The organism is Pseudonocardia sulfidoxydans NBRC 16205 (assembly GCF_007989085.1).
Taxonomy (GTDB): domain Bacteria; phylum Actinomycetota; class Actinomycetes; order Mycobacteriales; family Pseudonocardiaceae; genus Pseudonocardia; species Pseudonocardia sulfidoxydans.
The window spans coordinates 43311-58658 of the sequence record NZ_BJVJ01000007.1 but is presented as its reverse complement, the minus strand read 5'-3'; the positions used below and the strand labels follow the sequence as shown (position 1 = coordinate 58658).

General features: G+C 70.5%; 15 protein-coding genes. 6 read left to right on the top strand and 9 right to left on the bottom strand.

Annotated elements, in window-relative coordinates:
- Nucleotides 1-46 precede the first annotated feature (46 nt).
- The 3 genes from PSU4_RS05935 to PSU4_RS05925 form a co-directional block, all read right to left on the bottom strand.
- On the bottom strand, nt 47-889 hold the full coding sequence (locus PSU4_RS05935) for an alpha/beta fold hydrolase (RefSeq protein WP_147103205.1): 843 nt from the start codon (nt 887-889) through the stop codon (nt 47-49).
- A gap of 179 nt (nt 890-1068) precedes the next feature.
- Nucleotides 1069-1917, bottom strand: a complete 849-nt coding sequence (locus tag PSU4_RS05930; RefSeq protein ID WP_147103203.1) for a mycofactocin-coupled SDR family oxidoreductase — start codon at nt 1915-1917, stop codon at nt 1069-1071.
- A gap of 34 nt (nt 1918-1951) precedes the next feature.
- Nucleotides 1952-3595 carry a flavin-containing monooxygenase gene (locus PSU4_RS05925; RefSeq protein ID WP_147103202.1) on the bottom strand — a complete coding sequence of 548 codons (1644 nt, stop codon included), beginning with the start codon at nt 3593-3595 and terminating at the stop codon, nt 1952-1954.
- Between the two features lie 127 nt (nt 3596-3722).
- Between PSU4_RS05925 and PSU4_RS05920 the strand changes: the two genes are divergently transcribed.
- The 4 genes from PSU4_RS05920 to PSU4_RS05905 are packed head-to-tail and all read left to right on the top strand — an operon-like array spanning nt 3723 to nt 8314.
- Nucleotides 3723-4868, top strand: coding sequence for a thiolase family protein (locus PSU4_RS05920; protein ID WP_147103200.1), 1146 nt, complete (start codon nt 3723-3725; stop codon nt 4866-4868).
- Nucleotides 4865-5188, top strand: a complete 324-nt coding sequence (locus PSU4_RS05915) for a Zn-ribbon domain-containing OB-fold protein (protein WP_147103198.1) — start codon at nt 4865-4867, stop codon at nt 5186-5188. The genes PSU4_RS05920 and PSU4_RS05915 overlap by 4 nt, the downstream gene beginning before the upstream one ends.
- The gene (locus PSU4_RS05910) at nt 5185-7293 is read left to right on the top strand and encodes an acetate--CoA ligase family protein (protein ID WP_147103196.1); all 2109 of its coding nucleotides are present in this window, start codon (nt 5185-5187) and stop codon (nt 7291-7293) included. Before PSU4_RS05915 ends, PSU4_RS05910 begins: the two co-directional genes overlap by 4 nt.
- Before the next feature lie 19 nt (nt 7294-7312).
- Nucleotides 7313-8314, top strand: a complete 1002-nt coding sequence (locus tag PSU4_RS05905) for a cyclase family protein (RefSeq protein ID WP_186816767.1) — start codon at nt 7313-7315, stop codon at nt 8312-8314.
- Nucleotides 8315-8458: 144 nt separating this feature from the next.
- Here PSU4_RS05905 and PSU4_RS05900 read toward each other — a convergent pair whose 3' ends face one another.
- From PSU4_RS05900 to PSU4_RS05885, 4 genes are all read right to left on the bottom strand, one after another.
- A complete protein-coding gene (locus PSU4_RS05900; RefSeq protein WP_147103192.1) occupies nt 8459-9286 on the bottom strand; it encodes an LLM class F420-dependent oxidoreductase in 828 nt (275 codons plus the stop codon).
- A gap of 25 nt (nt 9287-9311) precedes the next feature.
- Nucleotides 9312-10145: a mycofactocin-coupled SDR family oxidoreductase gene (locus PSU4_RS05895; protein WP_147103191.1), complete on the bottom strand. Its 834-nt coding sequence runs from the start codon at nt 10143-10145 to the stop codon at nt 9312-9314.
- Between the two features lie 7 nt (nt 10146-10152).
- On the bottom strand, nt 10153-10548 hold the full coding sequence (locus PSU4_RS05890) for a nuclear transport factor 2 family protein (RefSeq protein WP_147103189.1): 396 nt from the start codon (nt 10546-10548) through the stop codon (nt 10153-10155).
- 160 nt (nt 10549-10708) lie between these two features.
- Nucleotides 10709-11110 carry an FmdB family zinc ribbon protein gene (locus PSU4_RS05885; RefSeq protein ID WP_147103187.1) on the bottom strand — a complete coding sequence of 134 codons (402 nt, stop codon included), beginning with the start codon at nt 11108-11110 and terminating at the stop codon, nt 10709-10711.
- A 270-nt stretch (nt 11111-11380) separates the two neighbouring features.
- On the opposite strand from PSU4_RS05885, the gene PSU4_RS05880 reads away from it, so the two are divergent.
- Nucleotides 11381-12169 carry an N-acyl homoserine lactonase family protein gene (locus PSU4_RS05880; RefSeq protein ID WP_147103185.1) on the top strand — a complete coding sequence of 263 codons (789 nt, stop codon included), beginning with the start codon at nt 11381-11383 and terminating at the stop codon, nt 12167-12169.
- Nucleotides 12170-12245: 76 nt separating this feature from the next.
- Here PSU4_RS05880 and PSU4_RS05875 read toward each other — a convergent pair whose 3' ends face one another.
- Both PSU4_RS05875 and PSU4_RS05870 read right to left on the bottom strand, forming a co-directional pair.
- Nucleotides 12246-12839 carry a carboxymuconolactone decarboxylase family protein gene (locus PSU4_RS05875; protein ID WP_147103184.1) on the bottom strand — a complete coding sequence of 198 codons (594 nt, stop codon included), beginning with the start codon at nt 12837-12839 and terminating at the stop codon, nt 12246-12248.
- Between the two features lie 179 nt (nt 12840-13018).
- Nucleotides 13019-13876 (bottom strand): sugar phosphate isomerase/epimerase family protein, encoded by an 858-nt coding sequence (locus PSU4_RS05870; RefSeq protein ID WP_147103182.1) that lies wholly within the window; start codon nt 13874-13876, stop codon nt 13019-13021.
- Between the two features lie 252 nt (nt 13877-14128).
- Between PSU4_RS05870 and PSU4_RS05865 the strand changes: the two genes are divergently transcribed.
- Complete coding sequence (locus PSU4_RS05865) at nt 14129-15319, top strand: M24 family metallopeptidase (RefSeq protein ID WP_147103180.1); 1191 nt, start codon at nt 14129-14131, stop codon at nt 15317-15319.
- The last annotated feature ends 29 nt before the right edge of the window (nt 15320-15348 follow it).

The window sequence follows — 15348 nt, the reverse complement described above, 5'->3', positions numbered from 1 at the left end:
AGGTCAAGCAGGAGAGGGGGACTGTGACTCAGCCCTGTCTGCCGACTCACATGTCCACTGCATCCTGGATCGTGGAGGCGAACTCGTGCGGGGCTTCGACTGGCACGAAGTGGCCGGCACCGTCGAGGAGGCGCAGCGTGGCATTGCTGAACCATTCGTCCACGCGGTCGGACCACGCCCGCGGGAAGATCGGGTCGAACTCCGGCCACAGGACCGTGGTCGGCACGTCGATGCGGCGCTGCGGAGGCGACTCGGCCAGCGAGCGAGCCACGGTGGCAGCGCCTGCCCGGTACCAGGCGATGGACGCGGTGAAGGCCCCGGGCGCACCGTAGTACCGGGCGAGGCGATCGAGCAGGTCGTCGTGGGGCGTGAAGTCCGGCCCTGACCAGTGTGTCCAGAAGTGACGCAGATAGGCGCGCACGATCTCGGGCCGGCCGTCGATGATCTCGTGCGCGATGGGGAGCCGGTGAAACGTCTGGTACCAGAACTCCCGCTGCGCGTCCTCGTCGAGGATTCGCCGGCCGATCCCAGGCAGCGGTGGTGCCAGTACCAGCGCGGAGACCCTGTCGGGATACTCCGTGGCGACGACCTGCGCAATGCGCGACCCGATGTCGTACCCGGCCAGCACAGCCCGGTCGACGCCGAGCTCGTCCATCAGCCCGACAACGCTTCGGGCCTGACCCGCTGCCGTGTAGTCGCCGTCGGCGTGCTTGTCCGAGTCGCCGAAACCGCGCAGGTCCGGGCAGATGACATCGGCGTCGAGCAGTCCTGCGACGTCGGCGAAGTCCCCGCGGTAACCGGGCCAGCCGTGGAGCAGAACGGCGGGCGCGCCGGACCCGCTGCGGTCGTGGGCGAGATGGAATCCGTCGACGGAGTGGTGGGAGATCATGACCTCGGACGCTACGGACCTCCCTGCCGGCCGTGGTGTCTCGTCGGGGGACACCGTCAGCCCCCGGCGTGGACGGGCGCGGTGCATCCCGCGGCCCCGGACCCGATGACGACCACGTCGGGGTGCCTCTGCCGGTTGCTCGCGGCGGGCCGTCGACCGCACGGCCCGCCGCGGGCGGATCAGCTCGGGGTGTGGTTGAAACCGGGCAGGATCAAGTGTCCCGCGTCGATGGGCAGGGCCACGCCGGTGACGTCCCTGGCGTCGTCGGAGACGAGGAACAGGACGCCGTTCGAGAGGGTCTGCGGGTCGAGCAGGCGGCGGTCCTTCAATGCCGTCCAGTTCTTCGTGGCGTCGTAGAGATCGGAATGGCCTGCGCCGGGGAAGATCAGGTTGTCGTAGAGACCCTTCCAGTCGACGATCTTCGTGTCGGCCGCACCGGGGCAGATCGCGTTGCAGCGGATCCCGTATCCGCCCAGCTCGAGAGCGATGTTCTTCATCAGCATGACGACGCCGGCCTTGGACACGTTGTAGTGCGTGTAGCCGGGGCCGGTCTCGATGGCGTTGATGGAAGCGGTCATGCAGATGGCGCCCTTGCCCCGCTCGATCATGTGCGGCGCAACGGCCTTGGCCGCCCGCCACATGCCCGTGAGGTTGATGTCGATCATCTGGTTCCAGCGCTCTTCGCTCATCTCCCAGAACTTGTCGATGCTGAGCACCCCGTGGTTGGCCACCAGGATGTCGATCTGACCGAACTCGGACAGGCCCGCGGCGACGGCACCGTCGAGCGACTCCTGCGAGCGGGCATCGCCCTCGATGGCGATGATGCGGCGGTCGAGCTCTTCGACGCCCTTGACGGTCTCGGCGAGATCGTCGCTGCTCGCGAGGTCGTACTCGATGCTCTCCACGTGACCGGGCACGTCGATGGCGACGATGTCGGCACCCTCGCGGGCGAGGGTGAGGGCATGCGAGCGGCCCTGTCCGCGGCCTGCGCCGGTGATCAGTGCGACCTTGCCGTCGAGCTTTCCCATGTGACGGTCCTCTTCGTTGGGGATGTGGGGTGGGTCAGGCGGGGGTGCGGTCGGCCGCGGCGAACCGGAAGCCCGGGTAGTCGTCGTCGCGGGCCCGGCGCAGCTGTTCGGCATAGGAGCCGAGGCCGGCCATGTAGAACATGATCGTGACCGGTTTGCCGGGCACGTTCGCGCCGTTGATCCAGGAGTCGACCTTGGGGAACAGCGTCGAGTGCCCGATCTCGTCGCAGGTCGCGACCCAGGCCGCCTCGGTCTCGGCGGTGGGCTCGATCGTGTCCATCCCGGTCTTCTGCAGGTGTCGGATGACGTCGGCGATCCACTCGATCTGGACCTCGTCGGCCGGTGGCTGGTTCGTGAACGGGCCCATCGGTCCGAACATCGTGAACATGTTCGGGAAGCCACTGGTCATGAGGCCCAGGTGGGTCGTCGGCCGGTGCGCCCAGTGGTCGGCGAGGTCGATTCCGTCACGACCGGTGTGGGCGATCTTCAGCGTGTTGCCGGTGACGGCGTCGAACCCGGTCGCGAACACGATGACGTCGAGCTCGTGCTCGACGCCGGCGGTGCGGATCCCGCGCGGCGTGATCTCGACGATGGGGTCGGCCTTCACGTCGACGAGAGTGACGTTGTCGCGGTTGTAGGTCTCGAAGTAGCCGTCACAACACAGCGGGCGTTTGGCGTAGAGGTCGGTCGGTGTCAGCATCCGGGCGGTGTCCGGGTCGGTGACGGTCTCGGCGATCTTGCGCTTGATGAAGTCCGTCGCCGCGTTGTTGGCGAACACGTCGACGCCGATGTCGCTGAAGGTGGCGAACATGAACTGGAAGCCGCCGCCGTGCTGCCACCAGCGCTCGAAGATCGCCTCCCGCTCCTCGTCGGGGACGTCGGCGGCCGGTGTGGTGCTCTCCTCGAACCCGAAGCCGGTGATCGAGCTGCGCACGCGGTGCCAGTAGCCCTCGTAGTCGCTGTGGATCGAGGCCAGGAACTCGGCGTCGATCGCGCCGTGACGCGCCGGGACGCTGTACTGCGCGGAGCGTTGGAACACCGTCAGGTGGTCGGCGTCGGGAGCGATCTCGGTGATGACCTGCACGCCGCTGGACCCGGTCCCGATGACCCCGACGCGCTTGCCCCGGAAGTCCGTACCGGCCTGTGGCCAGCGGGCGGTGTGGAAGACCTCGCCGGTGAAGGTCTCCTGACCAGGGAAGGCCGGCATGTTCGTCGAGGACAGCAGCCCGACGCCCTCGATGAGGAAGCGCGCGGCGAGCCGTTCCCCGCGGTTGGTGACGACGACCCAGCGGTTGGTGTGCTCGTCGAAGGTGGCGCGCTGGACCCGGGTCTCCAGGGTGATGCTGCGGCGCAGGTCGAAGCGGTCGGCGACGTGGTTGAGGTAGGCGAGGATCTCGGGCTGGCGGGGGTAGCGCTCACTCCAGCGCCACGAGTCGAACAGGTCCCTGTCGAAGGAGTAGCAGTAGGCGGTGACCTCGGTGTCGGCGCGGGCGCCGGGATAGCAGTTCCAGTACCAGGTGCCCCCGACCCCGGGCGCGTCGTCGAAGGCCCGGACCTGCAGGCCGAGGTCGTTGCGCAGGACGTGGAGGGCGAGGAGGCCGGCGAAGCCGGTGCCGATGACGACGGCATCCAGCTCCACCGGCTCGACGCCGTCGTCGGTGTCGATCGGTCCGCTCATGCCTCCGATGGTCGGCGACGGCCGTCACAGTGTGCTGTCCCATTTCGGTACGTCGCGGTGTTCCAGATTCGTACAAGTGCCGCGTGCCGACGGTCCGTACGGTCTGGTGCGGAGGGAGGCTGCGCACATGGCATGGATTCGGGGAGCCGGGCTCACCGCGTTCGGACGACTGCCGGGCAGGGACGCGCTGGGCTGGCAGGCCACTGCGGCGACGCTCGCGATGGCCGACGCCGGGACCCGGCCCCGCGACGTCGACGGGCTGATCGTGGGGTACGCGACGACACTCGATCACCTGATGCCGGCCAACCTGCTGGCCGAGTATCTCGGTATCACCCCGGCCGTCGCGCTGGGGGCGGCGGTGGGTGGAGCGACGGGCGTCGCGATGGTCGTGCAGGCGGTGGCCCTGGTCGACTCCGGGGCGGCGTCGACGGTGCTGGTCGTCGCCGGGGAGGACCGGGCGAGCGGTCAGAGCACGCAGACCTCGACCGCCACGCTCGCCCAGGTCGGTCACCGCCGCTACGAGGTCCCGATCGGAGCAACCGTCCCGCAGTACTACGCGCTGCTCGCGTCGGCCTACCTGCACGAGCACGGACTCACCCCGGGTGACGGGCTCGCCCCGCTGGCCGTTGCCATGCGCGCGCACGCGGCCCGCCACGACGGCGCCCAGTTCCGGACGCCGGTCACGGCCGCGGACGTCCGGGCCTCGCGTCCGGTCGCTGATCCGCTGAACCTCCTGGACTGCTGTCCCGTCTCGGACGGTGGAGCTGCGGTGGTCGTGAGCGCCACCGCCGGCGGTGGTCGTGCCGTGGAGATCGTCGGGACCGGGCAGGCTCACCTGCACCAGCACATCAGCGAGGCCGACATGCACGAGTTCGGCGCCCGGGTGTCGGCCGGCCGTGCGCTGGCCCGGGCAGGTGTCCGGATCGGCGAGGTCGACGTCTTCGGCATCTACGACAGCTTCACGATCACCCTCGCGTTGCTGCTGGAAGAACTCGGACTGGCCCGGCCCGGCGGAGCCGGCGCGGCCGCGTCGGAGGGCCGCTTCGACCTCGACGGGCCCATACCGGTGAACCCGCACGGCGGCCTGTTGTCCTACGGACACTGCGGCGTCGGCGGCGGAATGGCCCATCTCGTCGAGATCGTCACCCAGCTCCGGGGGGAGTCGGGCGGACGGCAGGTCGCCAGAGCCCGGCAGGGTCTGGTCCACGCCGACGGCGGTGTCATGTCGGCGCACGTCACCGCGGTCCTGCGAGCTGCGCGAGGCGCAACATGACCGCCGACTGGACCGACGGCGAGCCGCGGATCGTCGTCAGCGTGTGCGCGGCCTGTGGGCACCGCTGGTACCTGCGACGAGCACAGTGTCCGAACTGCGGCGGGTCCGTGTCGTCGACGACGAGCGCCGGCGTCGGCACCGTCGTCGCGGTGACGAGCGGCGAGCGCGGCGCCATCGCGCTGGTCGACCTCGTCGACGGGGTGCGGGTCTTGGGGCGGTGCGGCTCGTCCCTGCGACCCGGGTCCGCCGTCCGACTGAGATTTCAGGCCGGGGCGGACGACCCCGTCGCGGTCCCCTTCTTCGAGGCGGAGAGCTCGTGACCGACCTGTCGTTCTTCCACGCCCCGCGCTCGGTCGCCGTGATCGGCGCCTCCGACAACCCGGACAAGATCGGCGGACGACCGATCAGGTACATGTCGGCTCTCGGGTACGCGGGAGCGCTGTACCCGGTCAACCCGAGCCGCCCGAGCATCCAGGGGCTGCCGTCGCACCCGTCGGTGGAGGCCCTGCCCGAGGTCCCCGAGGTCGCCGTCATCGCCGTTGCGGGGCAGGCCGCCGTCGACGCGGTCGCCACGTGCGCGCGGCTCGGCGTCCGCGGTTGTGTCGTGATGTCGTCGGGGTTCGGCGAGACTCCGGATCCCGACGGGCGGCGTCGGCAGGACGAGATGCTGACGACCGCCCGACGGGCGGGAATGCGCATCGTCGGCCCGAACACCCAGGGTCTGGCCAGCTTCGGGTCGGGCGCGGTGCTGGGCTTCTCGACGATGTTCACCGAGGAGCCCCCGGCCGACGGCCCCGTGGCCGTCGTCAGCCAGAGCGGGGCGATGTGCTCGGTGCCCTACGGGATGCTGCGTCGGCGAGGCATCGGCGTGCGTTATGCCCACGCCACCGGCAACGACGCCGACGTCAGCGCGGCAGAGCTCGCGACAACGGTGGTGGCCGACCCCGATGTCCGGCTCCTGCTGTTGTACCTGGAGGACATCCGCAGCCCTGCTGCGGTCGAGGAGCTGGCCGAGGTCGCAGCCCGGCGTGGTGTGCCGGTCGTCGCGCTCTCCGGTGGCCGCAGCGTGGGTGGGCAGCGCGCCGCCGCCTCACACACCGGGGCGCTCGCGAACGAGACCCGCGTCGTCGACGCCTTCTTCGAACGGCTCGGTATCTGGCGAGCCCGCAACTCCACCGACCTGACGGCAGCCGTCGACCTGTATCTGCAGGCGCCCCTACGTCCGCGCCGCGACGGGGCCGACCGGGGACTGGCGATCGTCAGCAACTCCGGGGCGATCTGTGTGCTCGCCGCCGACGCCGCCGCCGACCACGATCTGCGCCTCGCCCACTTCAGCCCGCAGACGCGTGAGCGTCTCGACGCGGTGCTGCCGACGTTCGCCGCGACCGCCAACCCGGTGGACGTGACCGCGGCGCTGATGACCGACAGCAGCCTGTTCGGCAAGGTCCTCCCGGTCATCAGCGCGGATCCCGGTGTCGAGGCGTGCGTCATCGGCATCCCGGTGGCCGGCCGCGGCTACGACATCGCCTCGATCGTCGCGGATGTCCAGGCATTTGCGCAGGACGGCACGTTTCCCGTTGCGGTCGCGATCGCCCAGCCCGAAGTGGGTGCCGTCTTCGGTGAGGCGGGGCTCGCGGTGTTCGACGACGAGGCCACTGCGGTCGCGTCACTGGCCCAGGTGACCCGGCACGCCGAGTTCGCCGCCGCGGCACTCGGTCGCCCCCGCCTTTCCGCCCGCCGCCCGGCGACATCGGCCCGCACCCTGGACGAGGCGGACAGCCTCGCAGCACTGGCGGGGCTGGGAATCCCCACTGTCGCCGCGACCCGGTGCGCGGATGCGGCCGAAGCCGTCGCGGCCTTCGATGCCCTGGGCCGGGTACCGGTCGTGCTGAAGGGTTGTTCCGCAGCGGTCACCCACAAGTCCGACCTCGGCTTGGTCCGCCTCGGACTGGCCGATGCCGACGACGTCGCCTCCACGGCTCGGGAGTTGCTCGGCACGTTGGCGCGCAATGGCTTCGCGGGAAGCGTGATCGTGGCGCCGATGGTCGGTGCAGCGCTCGAGGTGATGGTGGGGGCGCATCTCGATCCGGTCTTCGGCCCGGTGGTCGTGCTCGGCGCCGGTGGCACGACGGTCGAGATGATCCCCGACGTCCGTGTGCTGCTACCGCCGTTCGGCGCGGCCGAGGCGCGGGCTGCGGTGGCCTCGCTGCGGATGGCGCCGTTGCTGGGTCCGGTCCGGGGCGAGGATGCCGCCGACGTCGACGCCTGGGTCGATGCGGCCGTGCGACTCGGCGACGAGATGACCCGGGCCGGCTCACAGGTCGTGAGCGTCGATGTGAACCCGATGATGCTGCGCCGCGGCGCCGGCGGCGGTGCGGTCGCGGTCGATGCCGTGGTTCTCGTCGAGGGCGGCGTGGAGCCGTGAGCTGCGCGACCATCGAACGATGACCGAGCCGAGCTTCCCGACGTACGCGGAGCTACTTGCACGCACGGATGCGCCGCCCGGGTCGGCGTGGGGGGTGTGGGGCGCCGACGACGAGATCGGCACACTGAACCACCTCACTCCCGAGCGGGTGCGCGATGCGGCGTCTCTCGTGCGTTCGGGGCAGCGGATTCGCCTCGACCATCCGCTGGAGGCGTTCGACCCGCCCCCGGCGCCGACCCGGAAACCGCTGCGGCACATGATGTTCGGAGTCAACGATCATCATCGGGACGAGTATCTCGACGGCTTCTACACCCAGGGCAGCAGCCAGCTCGACGGGCTGCGCCACTTCGCGCACCCCGAGCACGGCTTCTACAACGGTGTGGACCCCGGCCGTCTGCTTCCCGGTCAGCCGACGCTCGGGGTGAACCGCTACGCCGAGCACGGGATCGTCGGGCGGGGCGTGCTGGTCGACGTGGACGCCCACCTGCGCTCGCAGGGACACCTGATCGACCACGACGGCGGCGAGGCGATCGACGTCGCGACGGTGCTGGCGGCCGCGGCCGCGCAGGGTGTCGAGCTGCGGGCAGGGGACATCCTGCTGGTGCGGACCGGCTGGGGGCACCACTACCTGAACGCGCTCGGCCCGCGTGAGCGCCGGGAGCTCGTGCCGCTGCGGGCGTCGGGGCTGCGAGCCTGTGTGGAGACCATCGAGTGGTTGTGGGACAGCAGGTTCGCCGTCGTCGCGAGCGACACGTTCGCGGTGGAGGCGTGGCCGGCGCCGCAGGACTCGCCGTTCCTCACCGCCGCGGAACGGACGGGCGCACCACTGAGCCCGCACAGCGGGCTGATGCATCGGGTCCTGATCCCGTTGCTGGGGGTCGTCCTCGGCGAGCTGTGGGCGCTCGACGAGCTGGCCGCCGCCTGCGCGGCCGACGGTCGCTGGGACTGCATGGTCGTGGCGACGCCGCTCAACCTCACCGGTGGCGTCGGGTCGCCGAGCAACGCGGTCGCGATCCGCTGACGGGCTCACCCCGACCGCACGCAACCTCACGGCTCCCGCCGCGGGTCGGGACGACCGGGAGGTTGCGGGTGGTTGGGAGCGCGGCGTGAACGACGTCGGCCGCCGTCCCGGTCGGGGACGGCGGCCGACGTACGTGGGCGCGGCTCAGCCGTAGCGGTGGACCAGCCCGGCCAGCGCGTCGAGCCGGGCGAGGCTGTCGCTCTCCGACGCCGGCTCGAGGACGACGGCGACGCGTTCGGCGCCGCCGTCCCGGTACGCGTCGAGGACTGCGAGGTTGTCACCGTCCGCGCCGAAGACGCTCATCGGAGCGTCGGGTGCGTACTCCGCGCGCATCTCGAACTGTGCCTTGACCCCGTCGGGGTCCATGGCGCCGCCGTGCAGCCAGCCGTCGCCGTACGCGGCGACGCGTGCCGCCGCAGCAGGACCCCACCCGCCGACATAGAGGGGCAGCCGCTCCTGCGCGGGCTTGGGCCACGACCAGATCGGGTCGAAGTCCACGAACCGGCCGTGGAACTCCGCCTCGTCCTCGGTCCAGATGACCCGCAACGCCTGGAGCTGCTCGTCGAGCAGCGCGCCCCGGGTGCGCGGATCGGTGCCGTGGTTGCGCATCTGCTCCTTGTTCCAGCCCGGCGCCACCCCGAACAGCACCCGCCCGCCGGAGACGACGTCGAGGCTCGCGACCTCCTTGGCGGTGTAGATGACGTCGCGCTGGGTCATCAGCGCGATGCCGGTGCCGAGGGTGATCCGCGATGTGGCGACGGCGGCTGCGGTGAGCGCGACGAACGGGTTGAGCAGCCGGGCGTAGTAGTCCGGCATGGGTCCGCCCAGCGGGAACGGTGACTCCCTGCTGACCGGGATGTGGGAGTGCTCGGTGACGAACAGGGACTCGAAACCCCGCTCCTCGACTGCGCGTCCCAGGACGTCGGGGCGGATGGCCCCGTCGGCGACGAACGCCCCGATGCCGATCTTCATGTCGTCTCCTCGGTCGGTCGGTTCGTCAGATGCGCTGGAACCCGGCGTCGACCGGCAGCGACACACCCGTGATGTAGCGGGCCTCGTCGGAGGCGAGGAACGCGATCGCGTTCGAGATGTCGCGCGGCTCGATCCACGGGACGGGGAGCGCGTTGAGAGCCGTGTAGGCAGGCACGCTCTCCTCGCGGGTCGGGTTCTCGGAGTCCGGGACGAACGCCTTGCGCAGCGCCGGGTTCTGGATCATGTCGGTGTCGCAGTTGGTCGGGTGGACCGTGTTGACCCGGATGAAGTGGGGGGCGAGCTCGAGGGCGAGGGTCTGCATGAGCCCGACGACGCCGTGCTTGGCGGCGATGTAGTGCCCTGCGCCCTGAACCGGACGCAACGCGACCGCGGTACTCGTCAGGGTGATCGACCCGCCGCGGCCGCCGGCGATGATGTGCGGGATCGCGGCCTTGCAGGTGTGGAAGACGCCGGTGAGGTTGACCCCGATCATGTCGTTCCACTGGTCGAGGGAGAGTTCGTGCAGCATGCCGAGGCTCACGATGCCGGCGTTGCCGCAGACGATGTCCAGGCGACCGAGCTCGGAGACACCCCTGTCGACGGCCTGCGAGAGCGCGGTCCAGTCACGGACGTCGGCCTGGGTGGCGATGACGCGGCGGTCGAGTTCCTCGACCAGGCGCACGGTCTCCTTCAGGTCTTCCGGGGTGGACATCGGGTACTCGATCGTGTCGACCTGACCGCAGAGATCGACGGTGATGATGTCGGCGCCCTCCTGGGCGAGCCGGATCGCGTGCGACCTGCCCTGTCCGCGGGCGCCGCCGGTGACGAGGGCGACCTTGCCCTCCAGCTTCCCTGGCATCGTCAGCTCACTTCTCGTTGTAGAGGGCGTTGATCGCGACAGGGTCCTTGTAGAACGAGTCGAGGCCGACGATCTTGCCGTCGCGGACCGTGTAGATCTCGGTGACGCGGGTCGGCAGCGAACGGCCGCTGCCCTTGGAGGTGAAGGTCATCTCCAGCCGGGAGACGATCACGTCGCCACCGTCGATCAGCGTGTTGCTGTCGATCCGGGGCTCGACCCCCGCGGCCATCTTCTCGATCAGCTTCACGAATCCGTCCGGACCGGTGAAGGTTCCGGAGAAGTCCATGCCGTCGGCCTCGTCGACGACCGCGTCGTCGGCGAGGCGGGTCAGGGCGTCCTCGAGGTCGCCGCGGATGAAGGCGTCGACGAATCCCTTCACGACCTGCTTGTCGGCCTCACTCATGAGTTGCCACCTTCCGTTCGTCGCACGGTCCGGCCGTCGTCGGCTGTCCGGGAGACGACGCTAGGAGCCGCGTTCGTCGGGTTGTTGTTCCAGGTTGGGACAAGGGAGGGACGGGGGGAACGAGGCTCCCGGGGCACTGCGGCGGGAGGCTCGGTGCGGGTCATGGCGGCGGCGCGGGTGTCGCCGCCGGGCGGGAGTGGCTGTGGCTCAGGACGTCCTCGATCTTCGGGGGGCGTATGGCCGATGCGGCCTCCTGACGTGCGAGCTCGCGGTCGAGCGCCCGGTTGTCCCCACGGACCCGGGCGACCCAGGCCCGGCCTGCATCCGGGGTCATGTGGCACAGGCCGAGAACGTCGGGGTTGCGCGTGCACAGCGAGGGTTCGGCCACGGCGGGGCGGGGGCTCTGCCGCGCCGCGCCGCGGGTCAGGCCGATCGGTGCCCACGCCCGGCGGGCAGTGCGCCCACACGCCGGGCAGGCGCGTGATGTCGGCGGCGGGACCGGCACCCGGACCTCGAAGCGGCCGGCGCAGGTGGGGCACATGTAGTCGACGAGGATCGCCATGCACGCAGGAAAGCAGCGCGGCCCGGCGCAGTTCTGTGCCGATCTGGCACACGGCCGGGCACGTGTCCCGAAATCGCACACCATTGTCGTGTGCGCGGTCCCTACCGTCCCGGTTCCATGACCGAGTTCCTGAACGGGCATGGAGGAGCTCGTCGAGACGACGTCCGTCTCACTCGGCGGCCTGGTCCGAGCCGCGTCTGCGCGCCTGGGCGCGTCACCTCTGCACGCCGGCCGTACCCCGACATCGCACCACCGACGGAAGGAAGCGCCATGCCTGTCCACGCCACCTGCAAGCGGTTGTGGGCGCTCGACTCGCCGAGCTTCACCCTCGACGCGTCGACGCTGATGTACGGGCTCAGCGGGGAGCTGACGGTCCCGCTGCCCGCGTACCTCATCGAGCACCCGAAGGGGCTGGTCCTGTTCGACACGGGCCTGGTGCCCGAAGCCCACGACGACCCCGAGGCCGTCTACGGCGAGCTCGCGACCATGACCAAGCTCGCGGTGAAGCCCGAGCAGCGGCTCGACCGCCAGCTCGCGGCCCTGGGCTACAAGACCTCCGACGTCACCCACGTCATCGCCTCGCACAGCCACCTCGACCACACAGGCGGACTGTCGCTGTTCCCGCAGGCGAAGTTCTACGCGGGCGAGGGCGAGCTGCCGTTCGCGTTCTGGCCGACGAGCGTCGGTGCCGGCTTCTTCCGCACAGCGGACATCGAGGCCACCCGGCACTTCGACTGGAACTACATCCCGGGCGTCGACGTCGACCTGTTCGGTGACGGCAGTCTGACGGTGCTGTTCACCCCCGGCCATACGCCGGGGGAGCTGAGCCTGCTGGTCCGGCTGCCGTCGCGGACGTTCATCCTGACCGGGGACACGGCGCACCTGCGCGCCGCGTTCGAGCAGGAGGTCCATTTCCCGATCGACTCCGACACCGAGGACGCGGTCCGCAGCCTGCGCCGGCTCAAGCTGCTCCGCGACGCCGCCGACGCAACGGTATGGATCACCCACGACCCCGACGACTGGGCCGCATTCGGTCACGCCCCGCACTGCTACGAGTGACCGGGGCGCCGTGACGGCACAGTGACGACGGACGGCCGCCCCCATCGGGAGCGGCCGTCCGTCGACCCGGTCGGGATCACCCCATCGTCACCTGGACCCACGCGTCGCCGCCCCAGGGAGTCACGACGGTGCCGCTGCTCGCGGGGCCCTGCTGCTTGAAGTGTTCGGGAAGGTCGTCGCGCAGGTCCCAGGTCGCGTCGAGCCGGCCGAGGCCGACGCAGATCGCAGCGATCTGGCCGAGCTCGACGATCTCGCCCTCGCTGTAGTGCGCGCGCAGGTTGTCGTAGACCGCGTCGTCGATCGAGAGGTGATCGGTGGCGAGCCGGTCGGCGTAGTCCAGTGCGGCGCGGTCGGCGTCGGTCAGGTCGGGTGCTTCCTCGGGCTTCTCCAGGGAGCACACCAGCGCCTCGTCGACGCCGTCGAGGGTCGCGTGCCCGTAACGCATCGCCATGCAGCTGCGGCACTGGTTGTGGAATGCGATGCGCAGCCGGACCAGCTCGACCAGGCGGGGGGTGAGCGAGGTGTTCGTCATCCAGGCGCCGAAGAACGTGCCCAGGGTCTGGACCCGTTCCGGGCGGGTCGCCCTGGCGTGGATCTTCATCACGAGGGGCACGTCCTCGCCGATGAGAGGGGCGTACACCTCGGGCGTCGCAGGAGCGATCCGAGCCATGTTGTCTCCTCGTGGACCTCGTCGTCCGGATCGGTGGTTCCGGACCGATGCGTTCATCGTCGGTTCCGGGATGCTGGGCGGAGGTGTCCCAACTTCGGGCACCGCTATCGGGACACGAGCTCGAGCAGGCCGCCTCATGGGAGCCGGGAGCAGACCGAGAACCGGCCGGGGCCGGGCGCTCATCGCGCGAACCGGCGGGCGGTGTCACGGGCGCGACGCAGTCCGTCGGCAAACGGAAGGGCCCGGTGTTCGGTCGAGAGGATCTCCACACCCCAGGGGCCGTCGAAGCCCAGCGCGCGGAGTGCGTCGACGACCGCGGGGATGTCGATGTCGCCGTCGCCGCAGTACCTCCGGTTGTCGACGGTGTCGGTGAACAAGTCCGGTCCGCAAGGCTCGGCGTCGGCGTCGGTGAGCTCGACGGCCCACACCTGACCGGCCGGAACCGTCGCCACCAGCTCCTCGGGCGTCGTCCCCGCCCGGAGCACGTGCCAGAGGTCGACGAGTAGCCCGACGTTGTCGCGGTCGGCTCGTGTGACCAGCTCGGAGCCGCGCGGGACGGACTCGACCATCGCCACCACGGCCGGCTCCAGCACGACGCGCTGTCCCCGGGCGGCGGCCCGGTCGCCCAGCGCCGCGAGGGGCGCGACGAGCGGGGTGAGGTCATCGATCGGGGCGGCGAACGCGGTGCCGACCTTGACGAACGCCGCTCCGAGCTCGGCCGCCGCGTCGAGCAGGAGCTCCTCGGTCTCTCGCGATGCGGCCCCGGCTGTGCCGTCGCACCACCAGTCGCTGAGGAACTCGACCTCGACGTGACCGATTCCGGCCTCGTCGAGGCGGCGGCGCAGGTCGGCGAACCCGCCGTCGGCGCGAATGGCGGCCAGGTCGTCCTGGGTGAAGCCGACGCCGTACCAGCCCTGCTCGGCGAGGATCTCGAGCCGCTCGGCCAGGGGGATCGGGCTGACCCACCGCGCGTCACGGGGTGTCACGTCGCCGATCGCCGTCCACGAGGTCGCGACAAGTCTCGGTGCGGTCGTCATGAGGCCTCCTCGGCCTGGTCGAGTGCGGGTGACGGCTCGTCATGCGGGGATCGCAGGAGCTACCCGGCGCCGATCGGTAGGGCGATCGGGCGCGCGGCGCGATGGTCGCCGTGCCGCACCGCGCCGAAGTTGTCCCAGCTCGGGACACCTGTGAACGGGACGTGACAGGCACGTTGACAGGGCTGTGGCGGCGCTCATAATGTTTTCGGTCGACAGGCGACAGTCGCCCGTTGCGTTCCCGAGGAGTTCGAAATGCCTGCAGCAGCACCCGCGCCACCCGCGCCGGCGGTGGCACCCGCGTTCGACCACCGCCAGCTCGACGAGCTGATGGAACGGGCCGGGCTCGATGCGCTGCTGGCGACGTCGAAGCACAACGTGCAGTACCTGCTGGGTGGTCACCGCTACTTCTTCTTCGACTACATGGACGCCATCGGCATCAGCCGCTACCTGCCCGTCGTGGTGTATGTGCGCGGCCGTCCGGAGGCCACGGCCTACATCGGTAACGCGACCGAGGACTGGCAGCTGGAGAACCGCCCGCTGTGGGTCTCCGACGTCGAGCTGTCGAGCTGGGGCGCCGTCGACGCCATCGACCGGGCGCTCGCACACCTGCGACGGGTCCACCCCGGCGCGGTGACGGTCGGGATCGAGCCGTCGTTCCTCCCGGCGGATGCATACCTGCGGCTGTCCCGGGAGCCGGGCGTGACCGTCGGCGACGCGTACCTCGCCCTCGAGCGCCTGCGGGCGCGCAAGACCCCCGAGGAGCTCGCTCTCGTCGAGCAGGCGTCGGAGGCGATCGTCGAGTCGATGGTCGCGGTGTTCCGCAGCCACGGGCCGGGCACTACCAAGAACGAGCTGGTCGAGGCACTGCGGCGTGAGCAGACCGACCGCGGCCTGATCTTCGAGTACTGCCTCGCCAGCATGGGCACCAGCTTCAACCGTGGTGTGTCCGAGCAGGCATGGCGTCGTGGCGAGGTGCTCTGCCTCGACTCCGGCGGCAACCTCGGCGGCTACATCGGCGATGTGGCGCGGATGGCGGTGCTGGGGGAGCCCGACGGCGAGCTCCAGGACCTCCTCGGCTACATCGAGGAGGCGCAGCAGGCGGCACGCAGGCCGATCCGGCCCGGTGCCCGGGGTGAGGAGATCTTCGCCGCCGCCGACGAGGTCGTCCGTCGCAGCGAGTTCGCTGGCAGCACCTTCTTCGTGGCGCACGGGATGGGACTCGTCAGCCATGAGGCTCCCCGGCTGACCGCCTCGGGTCCCGTCCCCTATCCGAACGACCACGGAGATCTGCCACTCGAGCCCGGGATGGTGCTGTCGATCGAGACGACGTTGCTGCATCCCACGCGCGGGTTCATCAAGCTCGAGGACACCGTTGTCGTCTCCGACGGTGCGTACCGGGCCTTCGGTGACGGGGCCCGTGACTGGTCCGTCGTGGACGGCTGAACTGCAGCGGGCGTTGCGCCCGAGTCCGG

What these genes read in the sequence shown, in the direction of transcription:
- PSU4_RS05935 (WP_147103205.1), bottom strand. Translation starts at nt 889, where the DNA reads ATGATCTCCCACCACTCCGTCGACGGATTCCATCTCGCCCACGACCGC.
- PSU4_RS05930 (WP_147103203.1), bottom strand. Translation starts at nt 1,917, where the DNA reads ATGGGAAAGCTCGACGGCAAGGTCGCACTGATCACCGGCGCAGGCCGC.
- PSU4_RS05925 (WP_147103202.1), bottom strand. Translation starts at nt 3,595, where the DNA reads ATGAGCGGACCGATCGACACCGACGACGGCGTCGAGCCGGTGGAGCTG.
- PSU4_RS05920 (WP_147103200.1), top strand. Translation starts at nt 3,723, where the DNA reads ATGGCATGGATTCGGGGAGCCGGGCTCACCGCGTTCGGACGACTGCCG.
- PSU4_RS05915 (WP_147103198.1), top strand. Translation starts at nt 4,865, where the DNA reads ATGACCGCCGACTGGACCGACGGCGAGCCGCGGATCGTCGTCAGCGTG.
- PSU4_RS05905 (WP_186816767.1), top strand. Translation starts at nt 7,313, where the DNA reads ATGACCGAGCCGAGCTTCCCGACGTACGCGGAGCTACTTGCACGCACG.
- PSU4_RS05900 (WP_147103192.1), bottom strand. Translation starts at nt 9,286, where the DNA reads ATGAAGATCGGCATCGGGGCGTTCGTCGCCGACGGGGCCATCCGCCCC.
- PSU4_RS05895 (WP_147103191.1), bottom strand. Translation starts at nt 10,145, where the DNA reads ATGCCAGGGAAGCTGGAGGGCAAGGTCGCCCTCGTCACCGGCGGCGCC.
- PSU4_RS05890 (WP_147103189.1), bottom strand. Translation starts at nt 10,548, where the DNA reads ATGAGTGAGGCCGACAAGCAGGTCGTGAAGGGATTCGTCGACGCCTTC.
- PSU4_RS05885 (WP_147103187.1), bottom strand. Translation starts at nt 11,110, where the DNA reads ATGGCGATCCTCGTCGACTACATGTGCCCCACCTGCGCCGGCCGCTTC.
- PSU4_RS05880 (WP_147103185.1), top strand. Translation starts at nt 11,381, where the DNA reads ATGCCTGTCCACGCCACCTGCAAGCGGTTGTGGGCGCTCGACTCGCCG.
- PSU4_RS05875 (WP_147103184.1), bottom strand. Translation starts at nt 12,839, where the DNA reads ATGGCTCGGATCGCTCCTGCGACGCCCGAGGTGTACGCCCCTCTCATC.
- PSU4_RS05870 (WP_147103182.1), bottom strand. Translation starts at nt 13,876, where the DNA reads ATGACGACCGCACCGAGACTTGTCGCGACCTCGTGGACGGCGATCGGC.
- PSU4_RS05865 (WP_147103180.1), top strand. Translation starts at nt 14,129, where the DNA reads ATGCCTGCAGCAGCACCCGCGCCACCCGCGCCGGCGGTGGCACCCGCG.